The organism is uncultured Eubacterium sp. (assembly GCF_934295145.1).
Taxonomy (GTDB): domain Bacteria; phylum Bacillota; class Clostridia; order Lachnospirales; family Lachnospiraceae; genus Eubacterium_I.
The window spans coordinates 1-20,333 of record NZ_CAKRAS010000053.1 but is presented as its reverse complement, the minus strand read 5'-3'; the positions used below and the strand labels follow the sequence as shown (position 1 = coordinate 20,333).

Sequence of the window (20,333 nt, the reverse complement as noted above, 5' to 3'; positions counted from 1 at the left end):
GTTGGTTAGACCTTACCAGACAGGCATTCCACCTGCTAGACTACTCGCCCTTGTCTGGGCGCACAATTCCGATTTGCCTGTAAAGCTGATGCTACCATCAGGCTTTATCACCGTTCCTTCCACTGTGATCGTCGTACCTGGGATATCGATGGACATAACCGCGGAGTTAGCGGATGGAACAATCGTTGCTTCCAGTCCGTTCTCTCCAATCTTCATAGAAAGACCGTTTTCATTTTGTCCGTTATCCTGATAGAATTTGAAGGTAGGCGCATTCAGGGCAATTTTGCTTAAGCTGATGTTGCCATCCTTGTCCACAGAGAAGCTGCCGTTGCCGACAGGCCAGACCGCCGTGATGGTCTGGGACAATGCCGCAACACCGGAGGAGAATACATAACTACCTTTTTCCTCGTAATAATCGCCTCGGATAACCGCCACCGGATCTCCATATTTTTTCTGATTAGCGGTCAGCTCGCTTTCGCTGCTTGCAGGTACAGCCTGATATTTATCTTCCTTACCTTTTACCTTGTAAATACCCAGATGTTTAGCGTCCTCGCTAATCGTAATATTATCGTTAGGTGTAAAACCTTCTTCACCATCCTTGTACAAATCCCGATAACCCCAAAGGGTAGCTCCATTCACATTCTGCCTCTCATATCCCTGCAAGGACAGTGGAGTTTCCAACGTTACATCACCGGATTTTGTTGTCGAAAAATACTCGGACAGCGAATCCACTACAGACATTTGGTTCATATAATGACCGTCCACATAAACAGAATACAGATCAGACAAAGCCGCAAAAGGATTTGCCCAAGAATATCCCTTGGTCATAACCTCGGTGATAGCCGTTCCTCTGCTCTGCATACCGGCAGATGGTGTACTCCACCAGCTAAGATTATTTGTCTTTACGTGTAGCATATCTGTAGCAATACCGGTGCTGGTGTGGGTGTAGCCCTCGGCAGAGCTGCCCGTAGCGGTACTCATATATAACCCCGCTGCATTTGGCGCACTTTCGTGTCCCATCCTGGTAAAGCCCTTCATTTGCGTATGGAATTGCAGACTGCAATTTTCCATCCAAGGCTTTTTATATCCATCGTAATATCCGGCTTCAAATGCACAGCGAACGCCATAGGTTCTCCCTTTATCGTTATCGTCATAGTTCAGATGACCCGAGGAACTCTGCCCATTGTACACACCCGCATCCAATGCGGTAATGGAATAAGTGGTTGTTACGCTATACTTAAAATTACCCAGTGCATACTTCACGATGATCGAGGATCCATTATCCCCAAAATTTACGTTTCTGGTGTCCCAAGATATCTCCTCAGAATCCAGCGTGAAATAAGGACGCTGATAGATGCCCTTCGTGAACACCATGTTATACGCCTCTTTTGCGGACGCAGTGGTTCGTGCAGGTACCGTCGCCAGATAGGTGTTTGCATTACCACCTGCGGCACTTGCGCTTCGCAATACATACAGGCGCAGGTAGTCGTTTTGAATCCACCGCACCGCCCATCCGTTATAATTCTCTCGTCCACTTGAGGTGGCAGCGTTCTCGTTCCTTACTGCACCTACCATTGCATAAGCCGTCTGCGGAACTAAGCTTACAATCATGAACAGTATAAGCAGAATACACAAAATCCTCTTCTTCATTTTATTCCCTCCTCCGTTTCACCATAACTTTTCGGAATCTTCAGCCTTGATTTTATAAGGCTTCCTGCGATTCTTCCAGCATAACTTCCAAACTTCTTCCTCTGCTAGAACGCTGGCATCTGAAACCGAAAAACCCCTTTTTTCTTATTTTCCGGCTTTACAAACACCAGTTTCTTTTTCTATGTGCCGCTTTTTTTACTTCAACATATATGCCTTTAACTGTCCTCGATTGTCGATATTTAATTTATGAAATACCGATGACAGATGCTGTTTCACCGTGCGCAGTGTCATATTCATATGTTCTGCAATTTCCGCATTGGTCCATCCCCGGTTCGCCAGCATGGCAATGGTAAATTCCGTAGTCGTCAGATTATCGGCAATATCCTCTTTCGTCTCCGGATTATGGATTCTCCGCCAGCCATAACTGAACTGATATGTGATCTGAATCACTTTCTTGTATCCTTCCGGATCATCTGTCTTCAGACAGGTTTCAATCAGCCCCTGTAGCAAACCATGATGTTCTCCGATACCCTCAATCAATCCATCCGGTTTTGCGATTCTCCAGGCTTCCATAAAATATGCTTTTGCCGCTTCTGATTGACGCAGGTTCATGCATGCCATAGCACCCATAAGATTCTGATAGATCAACGCGATCGGATAAATCTCTGTACTCAGCATCTTGCAGGTTTCCACAATTCCAAGGGACTTTTCATACTCCTGCTCCAGATAAGCTTTGTGCGCCAATACATAACAGCCCCACAACCGCATTCCTTTTGGCAGTTCGTTCAGATACTCTGACGGGGACGGGATTTCGCCCATGGGCAGATGCAGAAGCGTACTGGCAGCAACAGCCACAAAAATTCCCATCGCCTTTGTTTTTCGATCTGTCTCTACGGAAAGAACCTGCCTGAGGTTCACTTTCAGACTTTCCAATCCACCTTTCGCAGCATTGATATGATTCAGGGAAAGATTGGCAAATATATGGATCAGGCATGCTGACAGGCGCAGCATCGGATCCGAATGATTCAAATATAATTCTGTCAGATTTACTGCCTTATCATGCTGCCCGGTAAAATAATAGTATTCGCAATATGCCATCTTTTTTACATCTGCATTCTGAATCTGTTCGATCATGGCAAGGCATTGTCCCGGTTGAAATGCCGTACTCATAAGAAGCATCGGGATGTGGACTGTTTTTTCCCTTCCTGCTTCCTCTGACCGCTCCATCTCCCCGTTCGCATTCTCTCTGTCAGCTGTCTCTATTCCTAAAATATAATCTGTGGATACCTGAAATTCTCTTGCGATCCGTACCAGAAGATCACTGCTGATTGACTTTGTCTCCCCACTGAATATTCTGCTGATCTGTGAAGGTGCCACACCCAGGCGCCTTGCGAATTCACTTTTTGATATTCCTTCAATTTCACATAATCTTTCCAGTTGTTTTCCCGGGGAAGATATTTCTTCCTTTTTTCCCATATCTATCCATCTTCTTCCTGTTGCATCATTATATTTTGTTGTGTTTAGTATATCAAAAAGACGTTTTTTTAACATCGTACTATTTTTGAAAAAATCGGTGTGATTTTTAATATTTTTGCACAGAAAAAAGAGAAGAAATTGCAAATTTGCAATTTCTTCTCACCACATTCTTCATTTTCAATTTTTCCCGTCTTTAGGATTTAGCACCATATTTTACTATTCAACTCTGAAAGTCAGGTTGGATATTAATTGCTGTCAACAAATTTTCTTTCATTTCACATACCATATGGTAACCGACAATGGGATATGGTCACATTTTTTATGGAAATATTACGCATATCATGATATAATGGCTGAAAATCCACAATTTTTAATGTCACATACCAATCCCAGAAAAAGAAGGGAGTTCGATAATGTCAAAACTGAAAGCCAAAAAAGGTTTTACACTGGTAGAACTTATTGTTGTTCTTGTTATTATAGCGATTCTTGCTGCATTACTCATCCCGGCACTGACCGGATATATTGACAAATCAAAAGCAAGATCGATTGAATCCGAAGCAAAAGGTATCTGGACGGCAGCACAATCTGCCGCTTCTGAATACTATGGTTTGAATATTGATGAGAAAAGTATGAACAATGCATTGACCAATTCTTGTACAATTGATGGTAAAACTTACAAAAAATGTCTTGGTCGTATATCAAATGCAACGTTTTCTGATGAACAAAAGAACTGGCATAAAAATCCAACAACTGCCAGTCAGTGGATAGCCCAGCAAGTTCTGATCTATTTAGACAGTCAGAGCAAAAATAATTCCCAATATAATTTCGGAAATAGCAATGTTCCAACCTCCGGTGCGACATTGAACAACAGTATTAAATATAATTTTGGATCCAATCCTCCAAAAAATGCTGTATTTATTCAAATTTTTTATGACAAAAACTGCAAGGTTCTTGCCATAAATTTCGGCAAAGATGGTTACTTGGTGACTATGACAGCCGGTCAATCTCCAATTTGTGAAAAAAATGGTAAAATTCTTTAATTATACGGACTGCTGCAGAGCAGTCCTTTTTGTTTCGCTTACGCATATGTAACTAACATATTATGATGACAGTTTTCTCCAGTATCACTACACCCTGCACTTTGTTTCATTTTCCCGCTTTTTCTTCTCCCGTAATTCTTTGAAAAAACTGCTCAGCATCGCAGAGCACTCTTCCTGGCAGACTCCCTGCACGATTTCCACCTGATGATTAAAACTGGCAATCTGCAGCAGATTTAATACGGATCCTGCACAGCCTGCCTTTGGGTTCATACTTCCGATCACCACCCGGTCAATCCGTGACTGCACTAATGCACCGGCACACATCTGGCACGGCTCCAGCGTCACATACATCGTACATCCTTCCAGACGCCAGTCTCCCAGTTTTTTGCTCGCCTTGCGGATTGCATTTAATTCCGCATGGGAGAGCGTGTTTTTATCTGTATTTCGACGGTTGTAACCCCGGGCAATAATTTTGCCGTCGGCATCATTTACGATGACGCAGCCGATGGGCACTTCATCGATAGCGTATGCCTTCTTTGCCTGTTTTATCGCTTGCTTCATGTATTTTTCATCTGTAGTCATGGTTATATTATTCATCCTTTTCTCAGTAAGTACCGCCCTTATTGCTTCACGCAATTGAAACAGGGGACTTCTTTCATTTTGTTAAAATCTGCTTAAAAATATCCTACCAGAAAATGCTACATGCGGCAATTCATAAAACTCGCAGTCTTTTGGAGTGATTGGTCTGTATAACGGATCAGCTACAATAATTTTTGCATCTTTCAAAGCTTTTTCCATTGCCTCTTCTCCAAGGACAATGGCATCTTTTTCACCAATCAGATTTTCACATTCTTTTAGCGGACAGAACACGCGCGCTGAACGGCCATATACTTTCTCGATGCCTGCTGCCAGCGAACCCATAGTGACAGGTTCTCCAATCAGGGTAATTTCAGCACTTGTCTGTATGCGATCCTTCAGATATACTGCTTCTGGAATAAATGCACTGGATAGCTGCTCTATCGCATTTTCCATCCTCTTTGAAATATTCTCTGCCAGCCACTCATTTGGCGTTCCGATCACATATGGTGTTCCATATTTTTCCTGAAGCACTTTTGCTGCCCGCAGACCAACGGCAGACACTACCAGATTGACCTCTGCGGTTCCTGCCATTTGCAATGTCTCCAAAGAATCGCCCATCGCCCAGGTAGATAATACATTCCAACCATATTTGTGCAGGTTTTCTTTCAGCAGATTTACATTTTTCTGCGGTCCGAAGTCTAACGGGGTTACACCCAGCAAGTTCACACTTCGTCTAAATCTGATTTCCGGTTTCTGTATAGCATTCTTTGTACCCGCTTCTTCTGTGAATCGCTTTGCGATTTCCTCCAGTGCAATACCTGCACCATACACATAATCATGCATGCCATTCGTTGGTACAGAAAATGTTGGGATCCCGGTTTCTGTCTCAATCACTCTTGCAATCGCCGGAAAATCGGTTCCATTCATAAAGGGAATCGGTGATCCTGCCAATGCAATGAATTTGGGATGTAATTCCCGCGCCGCATGCTCAATATCATCAATGAATTTCCGATCATTTCCCATGATTGCGTCGATTTCTGTCAAACCGGAGATAAAGATCAGACTGTCCTGATCATACCAGCGGATTTCATCATGCGTATTATAAGTAGAGTTACAACCGGAAGGATCGTGCATCACGGTCATTCCGCCAAGCTCGTACAATGCAGAACAGACACCAGACACATCTGCCGTATAAATTGGTATGATTCGATATGATTGTCTCATAGGCAGCACTCGCACCCCCATCCTTTTTGTACTACAAGTTTTTCTGTATCTTTTTCCTCACGATACGCTTCCATCATCAATTCTGCTGTTCTGCGGATACCGTCAAATCCATACAGGCCTTCCCCCTGCACCAGATTTACAAAATGGCGGCTGCGACTAAAATATGCTGCTTTTTGTCCGATAGCAAGTACTTCCTCTTCACCGCCTCTTGGCAATACACGCATTTTCACCTGAATCGTTGCGATCAGTTCCAGTTCCGGTGCATATTCCTGCAGCCAGTCAAAAGCATCTTTTTCCTCCGGACTGATACCATCCAGATACACTGCCTTTACGTTAAATCCATGGGTCAAAAGCAGTTTTGCCAGCCCCAATGGTCTCGGATGATACAAGTAATCCAGCGTGATCGGCATATCTCCGATCAGTGCTTTCGCTTTTACCAGAACTTCCTCACAGGCAGCACGTTCCACATCCAGTGCTTCCCGGCTCACTTCCGGAAGCCCTAAAGCATCCGTCAGCTGCTTTAGCTGCTGTTCGATTTCATCATAATCAAAGCTGCCTGGCAGATACAGATGCTCACGATGCAAGCGCCGCGCCTGTGTCTCCATTCCGTATTTTCCCGCCGGGTAGATGTCCAGAAACAATCGGCCCTTACTCATATCCTGCAGATCCTGCCATGTTTCACAGGCTGGAAGTTCTCTTACAGTATAACCATATCGTCTCAATAAGCGCTTGATATCACTGCTTTCATCCAGTACAAAATCACTGCCGAATACCGATACCGTTTTTTCATCTGCCTCACACTCCGGCAAAGGATCATACATGGCTTTTCGCAGCTTCTGATCCGGCGTCAGACCATGTTTTTGCATGATTGGATCCATGTAACAGCGAACAAAACAAATATCCGGGAAACGGCGTTCCAATTCGTCATAAATATAAGTCAGATTGCTTCCCACAAAATGATGCAGACACACCGTGAACAACAGTACTGCCTTCGGATGATCCCCACGTTTGTTCAGTACATCCGTCACGCCCTCAATCGTAATGTCCTCTAAATTGCCGTTTAAAACATGTTGTTCTTCCACAATGACAAAAGAAAATCGATCTGCCGCATTCATTTCTGCCGCTGTCAGCACAACACCTCGCATACAGTTGTCCGCACAGACATAGATTTGAATCGCTTCTGGTACCAGCATTCCGGTATGTACAATATTCCAATTGCCGTGAACCGGAGAATTATACTCTAATTCAGATGCAAACGGTGCAGGAAAACATGCATCTTTGATTTTTACCACAGCATCTTTTGGATCTACTGTTTCCCCTACTCGCTGCAACATCTAATTTTCCTCCATATTACCACCGCACAGGGTGTACATTTTTTTTGCAATTACACGATATTCCTCTGCCATAGCACTGTCCGGATAACACTCCATCAGTGTCATTCCCTGCGCTTCTGCCAGTGCCACCTGCTCGCTGTGAGACAACGTTCCGATCACTTCTGTATGGAAATCATCTGCCAGTTCTGCAACTTTTTCTTCTTCCCGCAAAACATCCCTGCGGTTCAGAATAATACCGCCAAGCTGTGCATAACCGCGGTTTTTGAAGTTTTTCACCGCCATGGCAATATTAGCCGCTGCATGGATTGCCATATTTTCTCCGGAAGTGATGATAAATACTTTGTCTGCATAACCATTTCGCATCGGCATAGAAAATCCGCCACAGACTACATCTCCAAGCACATCATATAAAATGACATCCGGCTTGTATACATCATACGCCCCGGTCTCTTTTAATTTTTCCAGAGCTGTGATGATCCCACGGCCGGCACATCCAAGTCCTGGTGTCGGTCCCCCGGCTTCCACACAGATGACACCGTTGTAGCCAATGCGAATCATATCTTCCAGCTCTAAGGTCTGTTTTTTCTCGTTATATAAATCCAGTACAGTTGGAACCGCTTCCCCATGACGAAGCTGGATGGTAGAATCAGCCTTCGGATCACAGCCAATCTGCATAACCGTCAGCCCCATCTCTGCCAGCGCTGCTGCCACATTGGAGACAGTTGTGGATTTTCCGATTCCACCTTTTCCGTATACTGCTATCTTGATCACTGTTCTGCTCCTTCCTCTGCCGGGGTGATAACGTTCGAATAAGCCGTTTTCGCCGATACACCTTTCAAACGTCCGATTTTTCCGGAAAGTGCACTGATGGTATTCTGTGGTGCATCAATGGCGATACTGATGATACTGATGCCCTTTGGGCGATACGGAATACCCATTCTGCCGACAATGTACTGGCGCGCTTCGTGAAGAAGGATATTTAATTCTTCGATGGCATCCTCCTGTTCCACAATAATTGATATCACCGCCACTCTGGTGTCCATGTATGGTTTCCTCCTTTTCTGGCTGATAATTTACTTTTTTGAAGTGCATGAACGCAGAGAAAACTGCACGCAGACACGAACAATTTCCTGCATACGCTGCGCCGCTTATCTCCGCCCGTTCCCGCGAACTCACCCGCAAAACCGGCGGGTTCAAACACACTCCCACGGGCGGGCTATGCTCGCTTCTGCAACGGAAATTGCTCTACCGTCTTGCGTTGCAGTTTTTCTCTGCTTTTCATTGCACATTCACACCTCTAAACCTGTTTCATTTTTTAATCGAATACATGTGAGACTCAATATATAATTTTAGTCAGTGTAAACTTACACATTCGCCTCAAAATTATTGCACGCTACATTTTCTAGCAAATACGTGGCAACAGTTCGCCGCCTGGCTGCGGAAGTAATGCCTGTGTTCCGATCTCTGTCTCCATCACAACTCTGCCCGGTTCATCAGCAATAACTTCACCGATAATGGCTGCATCAGCGGAATATGGGCATTTACGCAATGTCTCTACGATGGCATCTGCTTCTTCCTTCGGTGCCATAATGACAAGCCTGCCTTCGCAGGCAAGGTATAACGGCTCCAGTCCAAGCATGCCGCAAACACCTTTTACTTCCGGCTGTACCGGAACGGCTGCTGCATTCAGACGGATTCCCACGTTGCTCTGTCCTGCGATTTCATACAAAACAGTTCCGACACCGCCTCTTGTGGCATCACGGATAACATGCAGGTTGTGTGTGGTATCCATCACTGCCTTTACGGTTCCCCACAATGGTGCACAGTCACTTGTCACATCCGCATCGATACCAAAATCTTCTCTTTCTAATAGAATCGTGCATCCGTGGCGTCCAATATCACCAGTTACAATAATTGCATCGCCCGGTTTTGCCAGTTCACCGCCAACCGTTACACCTTCCTGAATCTCGCCCATTCCTGTAGTGGTAATAAAAACACCATCTACCTGACCTTTTCCGGCTACTTTTGTATCACCGGACACGATATGTACGCCAGCCTCTTTTGCTGTTTTCTCCATTGCTGCTGCAATTTCTTCCAGTTCTTCCATCGGGAAACCTTCTTCAATGACAAATGCACAAGTCAGATACAATGGTTTTGCCCCCATGCAGGCAAGGTCATTGACGGTTCCGCAAATGGACAGTTTTCCGATATTTCCACCAGGGAAAAATGCCGGTGATACGATAAAACCATCGGTGGATACTGCCATTCTACCTGCTGGCGGAACCAGTACAGCCGCATCATCTGCAGTCAGATCAGGATTTGCAAAATGCTCCTTAAATACCTGGTCGATCAATTCGGATGTCTGTTTTCCTCCGGCGCCATGTGCCATTGTGACTGTTCTATTTTCCATTATGTTTTCCTTCTTTCTGTTACTGTATAACTTTATTTTTTTCAAGTCGAACGCACGTGAGACTTGGTGCGTGATTCTGGTCAGCGTAAGCTGACATATTCATCTCAGAATCACTGCACATCTACACTTTGTTTCGGTCGGCGCAAAACCATTGTCTCCCAGACAATGTGCGCCCTCGCGGAACTTTTTATGAATATTGATAATATGCGGAGCAGGCCCCTTCTCCGGATACCATGCATGCTCCGATCGGATGCTGCGGTGTGCAGCCTTTTCCAAACACTTTGCAGTCAGACGGTTTGCATTTTCCCTGCAATACATCTCCGCAGCGACAGGCCGGATTCGGTTTTCCTTCAATTTTTGGCATCTGATATTTGATGCGGGCATCAAAATTCTGCCATTCCGGTCTTAATCTCATACCAGAAGCAGGGATCACGCCCAGTCCACGCCATTCGGAATCGCAGGCTTCCATCATTTCATCCACCAAAACCTGTGCTTCTTTGCTTCCATCCTGTGTCACCACACGCGGATAACAGTTTACAAAAAATGGTTTGCCTTCCTGGAATTTTACCAAGGAAACCGCCAGCGCTGTCATCAGTTCTTTTGCGGTAAATCCTGCCACAACACCGCTGACGCCTTCCTCTGTCATGGCTTCACACAAATGTGTGCCTGTAATAGCATTGACATGTCCCGGATATAAAAATACATCTGCGCTGCCCTTTAAAGCCTCGTAAGCCTGTGGCATTGTCTTATTGGCAACCAATAGGGAATAGTTATCCAGACTGTCCTCTTTTGCTGCTTTGACAGACAGACAGCCCGCCGGTGTCGTTGTCTCAAATCCGACAGACAAAAAGGTCACCTGTTCTCCCGGATGTTCCTTCGCATATTTTTCAGCATCTGCCGGAGAATATACAACATGGATTTTTGCTCCCTGCTCTCTGGCTCCCGCAAGACTCATTTTTGTACCCGGCACACGCACCAGGTCACCAAACGTACAGATCGTCACACCTTTTTCCAATGCCAGGTAAATTGCCTCATCAATAAAGCTGACCGGCGTTACGCAGACCGGACATCCCGGTCCGGAGATCAGTTCTACCTGTTCAGGAAGCAATTTTCGGATTCCCAGACGGAAAATCTCATGGGTATGTGTTCCGCACACTTCCATGATCCGTACTTTTGGACCGTTATAATTTTCTATGATTTCACGGGCAGTTCTTTTTTTATTTTCGCTGTTTGTCTCTCCCATTACAGAAATTCCTCCATGAGCTGATCTGTCTCGCTCTCATCCTCATCGGTAATCTTTGCGATGGCCACACCTGCGTGGACCATAACGTAATCTCCCGGCTCCAGATCTTCTAAAAGCTGGGCGGAAACTTCTCTTTTTGCGCCGCCAGCATCAATCACTGCTGTGCCATTGCTGATTTTTACTACCTTTGCTGATAAACCTACACACATATATTTTTCCTCCTAAAAATGCAATTATTTGTTATTGCATGCAGAACACACGTTTGTTATAATGTCTTTGGGTGCTACCTTAAACGGTAGGCGGTTAGTCCTTCAACAGAGGGACTGAATCCTCTGATTACATAGAAATCCTGTTATCAGGAAATTTAATGAAAGAGGGTTTGCTTTATGAGTGATTTCGAACTGCTTTCCCTTATTATGATGATATTAAATATTATCGTAATGATATTGATTGCATATATAAATCAAACAAAAAAGTAACCGCCCACAGTCTGCAAAACTAAGCGATTACTTTTTGTAATAGTATATTTTGTGACTAACCGTCTATCGGTAGCACCTTTTTGTCTTTCAAATTTATACTATCATTTCGCTTAATTTATGTCAAATGCTAAATCGCTTTTTCCACTTTATGTAACCAATGCATACCATACGCTGCCTGTCCGATGGCAATTCCTCCATCATTCGGCGGAATCATGTGATGACGCAACACCTCAAAACCTTCCTGCGTCAATCGTTCCTCTGTCAAGCGCAGTAACAATCTGTTTTGAAATACACCACCGCTTAAAGCAACCTTTTTTCTGCCGGAACTTTTCCGTGCTTCCATGCAAGCTGCCACAATTTGTTCCGCCAGTGTCTGATGAAACAGGTAAGCCAGTGCACCACTGTCTGCACCTTGTAATTTTGCTTCTACAATGTGCTGTACCAATTTCTCGGTGTTCAACACGCACGATACTTCTGATTCAGATACAACCTCGGATTTTTCTTCCATGTTTTGTTCTACAAGATACTTCCGTAATGTATTCAATGTGTTTATCATTATCGTATCCGTAAACAAATTCTCTGTATCATTTTCGTCTGCCAACTTCACGGCTATATTCTGCTCGCTGCTTTGCTTTTCGCTTTTTTCCAGCCTGCATCTTTGTTCAAATGCCTCTGCTGCAAACTGTAATGCCGTAGATGCTTCGCCCTCAAAACTCGACTGCCGCCGGATTCCCAGAATCGCACTGACCGCATCGAAAAGCCGTCCCGCGCTGGTCGACATCACCGCATTGATCTTTCGATCTGCCATGGTAAACTGCACCTTGCTTTCCTGTTCACTGCAAAGTCCCAGTTTTTCAATGGCCTCCCATGCTTTTTCCCGGTCTTTTGTATATCCGTAGATCATGGAAACAGCGATACGCCATCCTTCTTTTGCAGAAGCGTCTCCACCGATCTGCAAAAACGGTGTAATACTGCCAAATCTCGTAAAATCCTGATAATCTGCCAGCAAAACTTCTCCGCCCCAGATGGTTCCATCTGTTCCGTATCCGGTTCCGTCAAAAGATACACCGATGACTGGCTTCTGACAGTCATTTTCCGTCATGCAGGATAAAATATGTGCATAATGGTGCTGCACCTGAAGCATTGGATAACCAAGACTTTCTGCCACAACTGTGGAATTGTATTTCGGATGCAGATCACAGACAACCACCTGCGGCTCCACCTCCAACAACGTCTGAAACCGGTGAATTGTTTCCTGCAAAGCTTTCACTGTTCGCAGATCTTCCAGATCTCCCACATACGGAGATGGATAATAACGACTGTCCACACCGATACAAAACGTATTTTTCAACTCACCGCCAACCGCAAGCACCTGACCTTTCCAGTCCACTGATGTCATAAACGGCAACGGCGCATAGCCTCTGGAGCGACGGATCATGTATGGCTCATTTTTGTAAAAATCCATGACGGTGTCATCGGCGCGAATCCGAATTTTTCGATTATGTGACAAAATCGCATCGCACAAATGAGATAACTCCGCAACTGCTTCCTCATCATCCCGACAGATTGGTGCGCCGGAAGTATTTCCACTTGTCATCACCAGTAAATCCGGCATTTCAATCCCATCATCATACTGAAAAATCAGTAACTGAACCGGTGCATATGGAAGCATCACGCCAACTTTCGGATTTCCCGGAGCCACAGATGGAGCAAGTCGTGTCCCGGATATATGTTCCTGTTTCAGTTCTTTATCCAACTGTAGTTGTTTTACCCCTGTCATTTCTAAAACACCGTTCTTCTCTGCTATTTGCACATCTGGACGTCTGTCCAGAAGTAAGATTGGCTTCTGATGACCAGTCAGAATCGCTTCCTGCTCCGGTGTCACAATGCATTCCCGTTTTACTACATTCTCATCTTTTGCCATAATCGCAAATGGTTTTGCCGGACGGCATTTTAGCATACGTAATCGACTGACGGCTTCCTCATTTGTCGCATCACAGCACAGATGAAAACCGCCGATTCCTTTGATCGCCACAATTCCGCCATCATGAATCACCTGCCGCGTATATGTAATGGCCGCTCTGCCCCGCTCATTTCTGCCGATCAGATACACCTCAGGTCCACACTCATTGCAGCACACCGGCTGCGCATCGTAACGCCGTGTCTCCGGATCATAATACTCTTTTGCGCAATCCGGACACATCGGGAACTCCTTCATACTGGTACGTTCCCGGTCATACGGCAGCGAATCCAAAATCGTCAGTCGCGGTCCGCAACAGGTACAGTTGATAAAAGGATGCAGATAACGACGATCCTTCGGATTGTACATTTCCTCTTTACACTCGTCACAGATTGCAATATCCGGTGAAACAAAAATCTCACCTTTTGTCTTTTCACTCTCAATAATATCGAAGGTATCAAACTGTAGTGCATCCTCTGTCGAAAGATCCTCTGTATTTATTTTTAAAATCGCCGCACGCTTCGGAGGACATTCCTCAAGATCTTTGAGAAATCCATCTACCTGCTCTGCCGAACCCTGCGCATAAATTTCCACATACGGTCCTTTATTACAAACACTTCCACGAATCCCGTTTGACGTCGCATGGCGGCTCACCGTTGGGCGAAAACCAACCCCCTGAACAATACCATACACACGGATCCGTTTTGTAACCTCACTCATTTCTACACTCTTCTCCTGTTCAACTTGATTGAATAGTAAAGCGGACATTCGCAATCCGCTTTCGCTACTTGCTTATGAACGCAGTCGCTTTGCAATCTGTCAGCGGGTGCTTTTAACTCCCACTGACATAAGCATCCCCCTTACCCACCGCTTAGTGCTCTACGCACCTGAAGCGGGGGAATGCTTATTCTGCGTTCACATACACCTACATTAACATTCATGCACAAAATGAATCTGGATTGCACACATGCAGTTCGGACGATAGAGCAATTTTCGTCGTGGATGTGAGCATAATTTCGCCCCCGTGAGTGTGTCTGAACCCGCCGGGTTTGCGGGTGAGTTCGCGGAAGGGGGCGATAATCTATGGCGCAACAGACACAGAAAATTGCTCGTGTCCGGATGCATGTGTGCAATCAAATTCATTGTGCATGGAGCACAATCTCCCGTTAAGCCAGTCGTCCGGACACCGCAAAATGCACCGTATCCACGAATGTACCTTCAAATTTCGGCGTCATCCGCTCCATGCAGTGATCAGCATAGATTACATCAAAACCACCGGTTTTCACCAGTTCAATATAATCATCCTCATCTCGAAGATGCAGATCTCCATCCCGTCGAAGTTCCGACTTCATCATAAACCAGCTTGCCACCGTCACCTGAGCATCCGGCGCTTTTTTCAAAATCTCCTCACGGATTGCATTTCCGATCACCTGCTGCTGCACAACCAGTACCTTTTTCCCACTGTAATCCATGTCAGAGACAAGCTCATCTATCAGCGGATAACCGATCTCATAAGGTGTTCCGAACGTTCGCTCCAGATATTTGGCCGCTTCCAGCGCCGCCGGTGCCACAACGATATGTTTTTCCACGTTGGATACGGTTCTGACATCCTCCAACCCATTTCCCATACCGTAACAGATAGCATTTTTTCCTTCTACCGCAAAACGTTCCCGGATACGGTCTGCCGCACGCAGATCACTGATATCCTGCGGTGTCATGCCAAGGATTCCGATATTTCCCGGAATCACATCCTCTTTTTCACCGGCAAACACGTGAAACAGTTCCATCCAGGCTTTTTCCTCACCTTTGTCATACAGTTCCATACCATCGGTATCCACCGTCAAAATCGGCAGATCCACTTTTTTCTCCGTCATACGTTTTAACGCATGATAATCTGTTCCGATAACAGCCGGAACCGGCGTTCCAATGACCGCCGCAAATTTTGCATCCAACTTTGTCACAGCATCCGCAAGTTTTGCCACCAGACGATCGTCCCTGCCAAGAATCGCATCCATATCACGAAGCCCTGCGCTGAACAACGCACTTTTGCTCTCAAACCAGCGCGGCTCATCAAATCCACAGATATTTCCGGTACAGCCGCCGGCATCGCAGATTACGATGATCCCGCCAAATTCATATAACACAGACACTGCGCCGGACTGATCCGGTGCAAAAGGTGTCAGATATTTTCTCAGTCCTCTCATTGCTCTATACCTCCGCCAGTGCCTCAAACAGTCTGCGGACGCCGGCATAACCAAATGGCTGCCGCTCCCCGTTCCAGAGCACGTTTGGACAGTTTTTATGATAATAACCGGCATCTTTTCCGATGGTCAGCGTTACCCCGGAATCCGTTCCGTCATAATACAGCATCGTTGGTTCCAGATTGGAAAATACTTTCGTCTCCGGGCTTAATGCCGCCAGCTGTTTCACATAGACAAAATTCTCACCGGACAACGTTCCGTAAATCTCCGGCACACGGAAACCATAACGCACCAGTGCCAACGCCAGCTCAAAGGGATCGCCGTTCATCCACTCACCCACTGCAAAAGATGCATCCGGATGTTTTTCCTTAAATATTGCCACCGCAGCTTCTGCCGCTTTCCGCGGTTCTTCATCGTCAAATTCCACACCAAGTGCTGCGCCAAAAGCACGATACTGACTGGCAATCTTATCAATCTGATATAATCTGCGGAGCTCAATATATGGGATCTTCAGCCGATCATGAAAATCCTCTGCCGCAAATCTCGCTTCCGGATGAAGCACCAGGTTAAAATTCGCCTCAGACATGGTCTGATATTCTTCATAATCCTTACATCGGGAAATCTCATGAATTGTCTTTACCCCGGCACCATGAAGCAGATCATACAGTTCACAGTCATCCACCAGCGGAGAGAAAAATCCTAACAGATTCACCACATTTCCTTTTTTCTTCTTTGGCTCAAGCAGGGAATAAATTGACTGACGCACATGCACCATCGGCGGCTTACGTCCCTCTCTTGTCAGTGCATACATATAACACGGTTTCACCGGAAGTCCCGCGGCTTCCTCCGCCTTTCGACAGACACGCTCCATATCCGTTCCAAGCAGCGCATCCACACAGGTAATACAGATCATCACAACGGAGGGCTTTTTCTCCAACCCCTCACAGATCTCTGCCACCGCTTTCGGAATTTTTTTCAAATGACGGCCCGTTACGATATCCGTCTCATCCATCAGCAGATAATAAAAACGGTCGTGATAAGCCCGCATGGAACTCAAAACCGATGTATTTCGTCCGCAGCATCCCGGCGCCACGATCAGCATAATGGAACCCGGAACCGCCAGTCCCGCACGCTTGACACCGAATCCTTCCGCACCCGGTGAGTTAAAAGCCAGCGTCGCCGGAGAACTGTAGATCAGATGCGTATGAGAAATGAGCTGCTGCGGAATATTCTCTTTTCCAAGGCCGTTCAATTCTTCCACCGTACAAAAATATGCTTCCTGTCTCATATATTTTCCTCTTCTTTCCATAAGTCAGTCCACTCTGCTTTTCAGAATACCTGCTGCCTTATGCATTCTCCTCCTCTTTTAGTAATAATTCCGCCAGATCAAAGAAACATTTGCTGATCTCAGAATCCGGATCACCCTCGATCACTGTTTTTCCCTGATCCTCCCAGCGGATAATTTCATCGCTTCGCGGTACTTCGCCCACAATCGGCACACCAATTTTTTCAGAAAATGCCTGCACCTTTTCCGTCTCGTTTTCCACATTTCGGTGATTCAGTACGATACCAAATACCCGGGCATAACTGCGATCCTCAAAATTGCGCACCGCACTGGAAATATTATTTGCTGCGTACAACGCCATTTTTTCTCCGGAAGTAACGATCAGAACTTTCTCCGCATAGCCCTCTCGGATCGGTGCTGCAAAACCGCCACAGACCACGTCACCCAGCACATCATATAAAACCACATCCGGCTTATAATGCTCAAAAAGTTCCATATCTTCCAGAAGCTGGAATGTTGCAATAATTCCGCGGCCTGCACAGCCAAGTCCCGGTGTCGGTCCACCGGTCTCGATACATAGGATTCCGCCGTAACCTTCCTTGGAAATCTGCGCCAGCTCATCCGGCTCCTCGTCCTCTTCTCTCATGTAATTCATCACCGGACGCAGCGGTTCGCCACCAAGTAAATTGATCGTAGAATCCGCTTTCGGATCACAACCGATCTGAATGACACGTTTTCCCATATTTGCAAAAGCGGCTGCCAGATTGGAAGTCACTGTGGACTTTCCGATGCCGCCTTTTCCGTAAATTGCTACCTTTAACATACTTTCCTCCTAAAATCAAAAAGAACCATCTTCCCGGCAATTCGTCGGAAAAATGGTTCTGTAAGTCCCCGCTTATCAGGTTCTCCTGTATCTGACCTGAATACTAATATATGTTTCTGCTAAAATAAATACAACGATTCAAGAATGTTGTTACTCACCACCTATAAAAGTGGAAGTCATCTCTCATCTGATATACTTCACCTGTATTTCAGCCAAAAACTTATATCTATTTTTACTTATGTTGAACAACTATTCCCGCTCGGATCTTCCTTGCCGTCAGAGTTTTCCTATTATATTTTACATCCGGAAAGATAAAATCACTCCGTCTGCATTTTATCTATTGTGTCTTTTCCACCAAATATTTTTGTTTTTTGAAAATAGATGCATGAATCAGAAACAATATTTTAAATCAGTGAATTTATTGTACTTGTTTTTATACAAGTTAGTCAATCAGAACATTCAGGATGGATATTCTCAATTGAATCTGGGAGTTTCCTTAATTTGGGTAAACTGCAGCTCCACTGGATACTCCTGAAAATAAACCGGCGATGTAATGCAGTCTGCCTCTACGACCGTAAACTTCGCATGTTTCGCAAAATACTCCGGATACAGTTCGGCAGCCTTCATAATACTTTTCGGCGGACAGCGCAGACATTCATAGGTTCCTCCCGGCATACACTTATACTCCGGCAGATCTTCACAGTTTTCAAACACTTCCACATACACAAAATAGGTCACCCTGCTTTCATCCACATCCATCATCATTCCGGATGGATAATTTGCCGACAACTGATGTTTCTGTGCCAGATCAAACAGTTCACTCAGCTTTTTGTGAAATTCCACAGAAGACACCCCTTCCCTGATCTCTCTTCTTAAAATATTCCGCTCCGAAATTTCTCTCCTGTAAAAGCCCTCACAATCCCGATATTTTTCCGTATCCTGAATGCCCCGCTCGGCCAGCTGTAATCGTTTCAGGCAGCTCTGAAGCTCCCCGATTTTTTCATAGGCGCGAATCTGCCCGTCCCGCAGTAACCCCTTCAGGTCAAACTCGCCTGTCGGCTCCACATACTGATTCCAGTTTTTCAGCGGAATGTCCAGAATCTGCAAAAACTTGATCATGTCAATGGCCAGCATCTGTTCGTTCTTATAATAACGATATCCCGTATCCGGGTCGCAATATGCCGGTTGCAGAATCCCTATTTTTTCATAATAGCGCAGGGCCTTTATCGAAACCTGCTTTACTTTTGCCACTTCCCCGATGGTCATATACCCGTCCATGTTCTCCTCCATTTACTATTTTCAGGTACTCTTGAACCTCTTCATCTATGAATTTGCAATCATACATGCCAATTATTTCTTGTATACATTTCCTTTTCCCTTGACTCTGCCCTTAGGGTAAGGTTTACAATTATTTTATCAAACACGAACTATTTTCGCAAGAAATTAACTAGATTTCATATTGAATCATGCAGCATCATTTTCGCATTGTATGACTAAAATTTCTGCGAACTGTAACAAACAACACATTTTATATTTTATGGAGGTATTCACAATGGCAGTAATGAACAAAACACTGATCATCCACCACATCAACGACATCGACAACATTCCGGCAATGGAGCGCTGGTTTGTACACCATCATTGTCCGGAGGTAATGGCACAGGAGCCATGGCTGACACGCTACGTTATGTACCGTGTAATGCCGCCTGCAAAAGGCATGGAAAAACTGGGATTCTTCAACTATCGTGTACACGAAAATCTCGGACTTGACGTAGAAGGCAGAAGAAGCCTGCGCGGACTCCTCGGCATGACACCAGAACCGGTAGAAAACGCCATGACCGTTGCAATCGCAAACATCCCGGCTGAGCCGACAGAGGATTTCTTTGGTCAGACAATGAACCATGCCGGCAAAACATTTATCCGATTTGTATACATGATGTCCTATCCGAAGGGAGTGTCCCGCGAAGAAGGCGAAGACTGGTTCTTAAACCACTTTGCACCAGAAGCATGCAAACTGCCGGGACTGCTTCGTTTCTTCTCACACAAAGCATATGACAAACAGTATTCTCCGATTCCGCTGCCGGAAGGTGATGGCACTCCGGAATTCGTAGATGTAAGTGAAGACAACATCTTCTTCCATCGCTGGGATCGTGTATGCGAGCTCTGGTTCGAAAACAACTCCGCATGGACAAATGCGTTTATCAACAATCCGCCAGCATGGACTGTTCCGTCCTGGGCTACACGCGATACCTTCCCATTCGTAGAACCGATGAAAGACTTCGTGTGCACAAGCCTCTTAGAGCGTCCGGATCAGAATATGCTGAAACACTATGATGGCTGCATCTTCTAATTCTTGTTTAGGGTGATTTGGAACAAGCAGAAACGAACTCCAACAAGAACCTGAAAAATCTTCTGTGACCACTGCGTCGCTTATTTACGACCGCTCCCGCGAACTCGCCCGCAAAACCGGCGGGCTCAGACACACTCCCGCGGTCGGGCTAGACGCAGCGGTCACAACGAAAATTTTACAATGGTTCTTTCGTTGGAGTTCGTTTCTGCTTTGTTCCATTTACGCCGTGGCACCGCGTACCACGCATGCATATAAGCTAATGGCAAAATAACTGTTGTG

17 protein-coding genes are annotated in these 20,333 nt (G+C 45.5%); 2 read left to right on the top strand and 15 right to left on the bottom strand.

Features of this window, described 5'->3' with window-relative positions; all coding sequences use genetic code 11:
- Positions 1-12: 12 nt before the first annotated feature.
- Positions 13-1,611, bottom strand: a complete 1,599-nt coding sequence (locus tag Q0I54_RS10560; RefSeq protein ID WP_296118553.1) for a hypothetical protein — start codon at positions 1,609-1,611, stop codon at positions 13-15.
- A 234-nt stretch (positions 1,612-1,845) separates the two neighbouring features.
- Positions 1,846-3,126: a helix-turn-helix domain-containing protein gene (locus Q0I54_RS10555; RefSeq protein ID WP_296118552.1), complete on the bottom strand. Its 1,281-nt coding sequence runs from the start codon at positions 3,124-3,126 to the stop codon at positions 1,846-1,848.
- Between the two features lie 413 nt (positions 3,127-3,539).
- Here Q0I54_RS10555 and Q0I54_RS10550 point away from each other — a divergent pair, with 413 nt between their 5' ends.
- A complete protein-coding gene (locus Q0I54_RS10550; protein WP_296118551.1) occupies positions 3,540-4,166 on the top strand; it encodes a prepilin-type N-terminal cleavage/methylation domain-containing protein in 627 nt (208 codons plus the stop codon).
- Positions 4,167-4,253: 87 nt separating this feature from the next.
- Here the strand turns inward: Q0I54_RS10550 and tadA are convergent, their stop codons facing one another.
- The 13 genes from tadA to Q0I54_RS10485 all read right to left on the bottom strand — a co-directional run bounded on the left by tadA (position 4,254) and on the right by Q0I54_RS10485 (position 18,982).
- Positions 4,254-4,748: a tRNA adenosine(34) deaminase TadA gene (gene tadA / locus Q0I54_RS10545; protein ID WP_296118549.1), complete on the bottom strand. Its 495-nt coding sequence runs from the start codon at positions 4,746-4,748 to the stop codon at positions 4,254-4,256.
- 81 nt (positions 4,749-4,829) lie between these two features.
- On the bottom strand, positions 4,830-5,969 hold the full coding sequence (locus Q0I54_RS10540) for a nitrogenase component 1 (protein WP_296118547.1): 1,140 nt from the start codon (positions 5,967-5,969) through the stop codon (positions 4,830-4,832).
- On the bottom strand, positions 5,966-7,303 hold the full coding sequence (locus Q0I54_RS10535; RefSeq protein WP_296118545.1) for a nitrogenase component 1: 1,338 nt from the start codon (positions 7,301-7,303) through the stop codon (positions 5,966-5,968). Before Q0I54_RS10535 ends, Q0I54_RS10540 begins: the two co-directional genes overlap by 4 nt.
- The gene (locus tag Q0I54_RS10530; RefSeq protein WP_296118544.1) at positions 7,304-8,074 is read right to left on the bottom strand and encodes a nitrogenase iron protein NifH; all 771 of its coding nucleotides are present in this window, start codon (positions 8,072-8,074) and stop codon (positions 7,304-7,306) included.
- On the bottom strand, positions 8,071-8,346 hold the full coding sequence (locus Q0I54_RS10525) for a TM1266 family iron-only hydrogenase system putative regulator (protein WP_177975697.1): 276 nt from the start codon (positions 8,344-8,346) through the stop codon (positions 8,071-8,073). Before Q0I54_RS10525 ends, Q0I54_RS10530 begins: the two co-directional genes overlap by 4 nt.
- A 359-nt stretch (positions 8,347-8,705) precedes the next feature.
- On the bottom strand, positions 8,706-9,713 hold the full coding sequence (hypE, locus tag Q0I54_RS10520; protein WP_296118542.1) for a hydrogenase expression/formation protein HypE: 1,008 nt from the start codon (positions 9,711-9,713) through the stop codon (positions 8,706-8,708).
- A 187-nt stretch (positions 9,714-9,900) separates the two neighbouring features.
- Positions 9,901-10,956 carry a hydrogenase formation protein HypD gene (hypD, locus tag Q0I54_RS10515; protein WP_296118541.1) on the bottom strand — a complete coding sequence of 352 codons (1,056 nt, stop codon included), beginning with the start codon at positions 10,954-10,956 and terminating at the stop codon, positions 9,901-9,903.
- A complete protein-coding gene (locus tag Q0I54_RS10510; protein WP_296118540.1) occupies positions 10,956-11,165 on the bottom strand; it encodes a HypC/HybG/HupF family hydrogenase formation chaperone in 210 nt (69 codons plus the stop codon). The genes hypD and Q0I54_RS10510 overlap by 1 nt, the downstream gene beginning before the upstream one ends.
- Before the next feature lie 397 nt (positions 11,166-11,562).
- Positions 11,563-14,115 carry a carbamoyltransferase HypF gene (locus tag Q0I54_RS10505; RefSeq protein WP_296118539.1) on the bottom strand — a complete coding sequence of 851 codons (2,553 nt, stop codon included), beginning with the start codon at positions 14,113-14,115 and terminating at the stop codon, positions 11,563-11,565.
- Positions 14,116-14,561: 446 nt separating this feature from the next.
- Positions 14,562-15,599 (bottom strand): nitrogenase component 1, encoded by a 1,038-nt coding sequence (locus Q0I54_RS10500; protein WP_296118537.1) that lies wholly within the window; start codon positions 15,597-15,599, stop codon positions 14,562-14,564.
- A gap of 4 nt (positions 15,600-15,603) precedes the next feature.
- Entirely contained in the window at positions 15,604-16,884 is a 1,281-nt protein-coding gene (locus Q0I54_RS10495; protein ID WP_296118534.1) for a nitrogenase component 1, read from the bottom strand.
- A gap of 58 nt (positions 16,885-16,942) precedes the next feature.
- A complete protein-coding gene (locus Q0I54_RS10490; RefSeq protein ID WP_109215784.1) occupies positions 16,943-17,704 on the bottom strand; it encodes a P-loop NTPase in 762 nt (253 codons plus the stop codon).
- 474 nt (positions 17,705-18,178) lie between these two features.
- A complete protein-coding gene (locus tag Q0I54_RS10485) occupies positions 18,179-18,982 on the bottom strand; it encodes a MerR family DNA-binding transcriptional regulator (protein ID WP_296118532.1) in 804 nt (267 codons plus the stop codon).
- Positions 18,983-19,256: 274 nt separating this feature from the next.
- Between Q0I54_RS10485 and Q0I54_RS10480 the strand changes: the two genes are divergently transcribed.
- Positions 19,257-20,054, top strand: coding sequence for a hypothetical protein (locus Q0I54_RS10480; protein WP_296118531.1), 798 nt, complete (start codon positions 19,257-19,259; stop codon positions 20,052-20,054).
- The last annotated feature ends 279 nt before the right edge of the window (positions 20,055-20,333 follow it).

Bases quoted from the DNA above. Each gene is read 5' to 3' on its own strand.
- Q0I54_RS10495 (WP_296118534.1), bottom strand. From the start codon at position 16,884: ATGAGACAGGAAGCATATTTTTGTACGGTGGAAGAATTGAACGGCCTT.
- Q0I54_RS10490 (WP_109215784.1), bottom strand. From the start codon at position 17,704: ATGTTAAAGGTAGCAATTTACGGAAAAGGCGGCATCGGAAAGTCCACA.
- hypE (WP_296118542.1), bottom strand. From the start codon at position 9,713: ATGGAAAATAGAACAGTCACAATGGCACATGGCGCCGGAGGAAAACAG.
- tadA (WP_296118549.1), bottom strand. From the start codon at position 4,748: ATGACTACAGATGAAAAATACATGAAGCAAGCGATAAAACAGGCAAAG.
- hypD (WP_296118541.1), bottom strand. From the start codon at position 10,956: ATGGGAGAGACAAACAGCGAAAATAAAAAAAGAACTGCCCGTGAAATC.
- Q0I54_RS10540 (WP_296118547.1), bottom strand. From the start codon at position 5,969: ATGAGACAATCATATCGAATCATACCAATTTATACGGCAGATGTGTCT.
- Q0I54_RS10555 (WP_296118552.1), bottom strand. From the start codon at position 3,126: ATGGGAAAAAAGGAAGAAATATCTTCCCCGGGAAAACAACTGGAAAGA.
- Q0I54_RS10505 (WP_296118539.1), bottom strand. From the start codon at position 14,115: ATGAGTGAGGTTACAAAACGGATCCGTGTGTATGGTATTGTTCAGGGG.
- Q0I54_RS10510 (WP_296118540.1), bottom strand. From the start codon at position 11,165: ATGTGTGTAGGTTTATCAGCAAAGGTAGTAAAAATCAGCAATGGCACA.
- Q0I54_RS10500 (WP_296118537.1), bottom strand. From the start codon at position 15,599: ATGAGAGGACTGAGAAAATATCTGACACCTTTTGCACCGGATCAGTCC.
- Q0I54_RS10480 (WP_296118531.1), top strand. From the start codon at position 19,257: ATGGCAGTAATGAACAAAACACTGATCATCCACCACATCAACGACATC.
- Q0I54_RS10550 (WP_296118551.1), top strand. From the start codon at position 3,540: ATGTCAAAACTGAAAGCCAAAAAAGGTTTTACACTGGTAGAACTTATT.
- Q0I54_RS10535 (WP_296118545.1), bottom strand. From the start codon at position 7,303: ATGTTGCAGCGAGTAGGGGAAACAGTAGATCCAAAAGATGCTGTGGTA.
- Q0I54_RS10560 (WP_296118553.1), bottom strand. From the start codon at position 1,611: ATGATTGTAAGCTTAGTTCCGCAGACGGCTTATGCAATGGTAGGTGCA.
- Q0I54_RS10485 (WP_296118532.1), bottom strand. From the start codon at position 18,982: ATGGACGGGTATATGACCATCGGGGAAGTGGCAAAAGTAAAGCAGGTT.
- Q0I54_RS10525 (WP_177975697.1), bottom strand. From the start codon at position 8,346: ATGGACACCAGAGTGGCGGTGATATCAATTATTGTGGAACAGGAGGAT.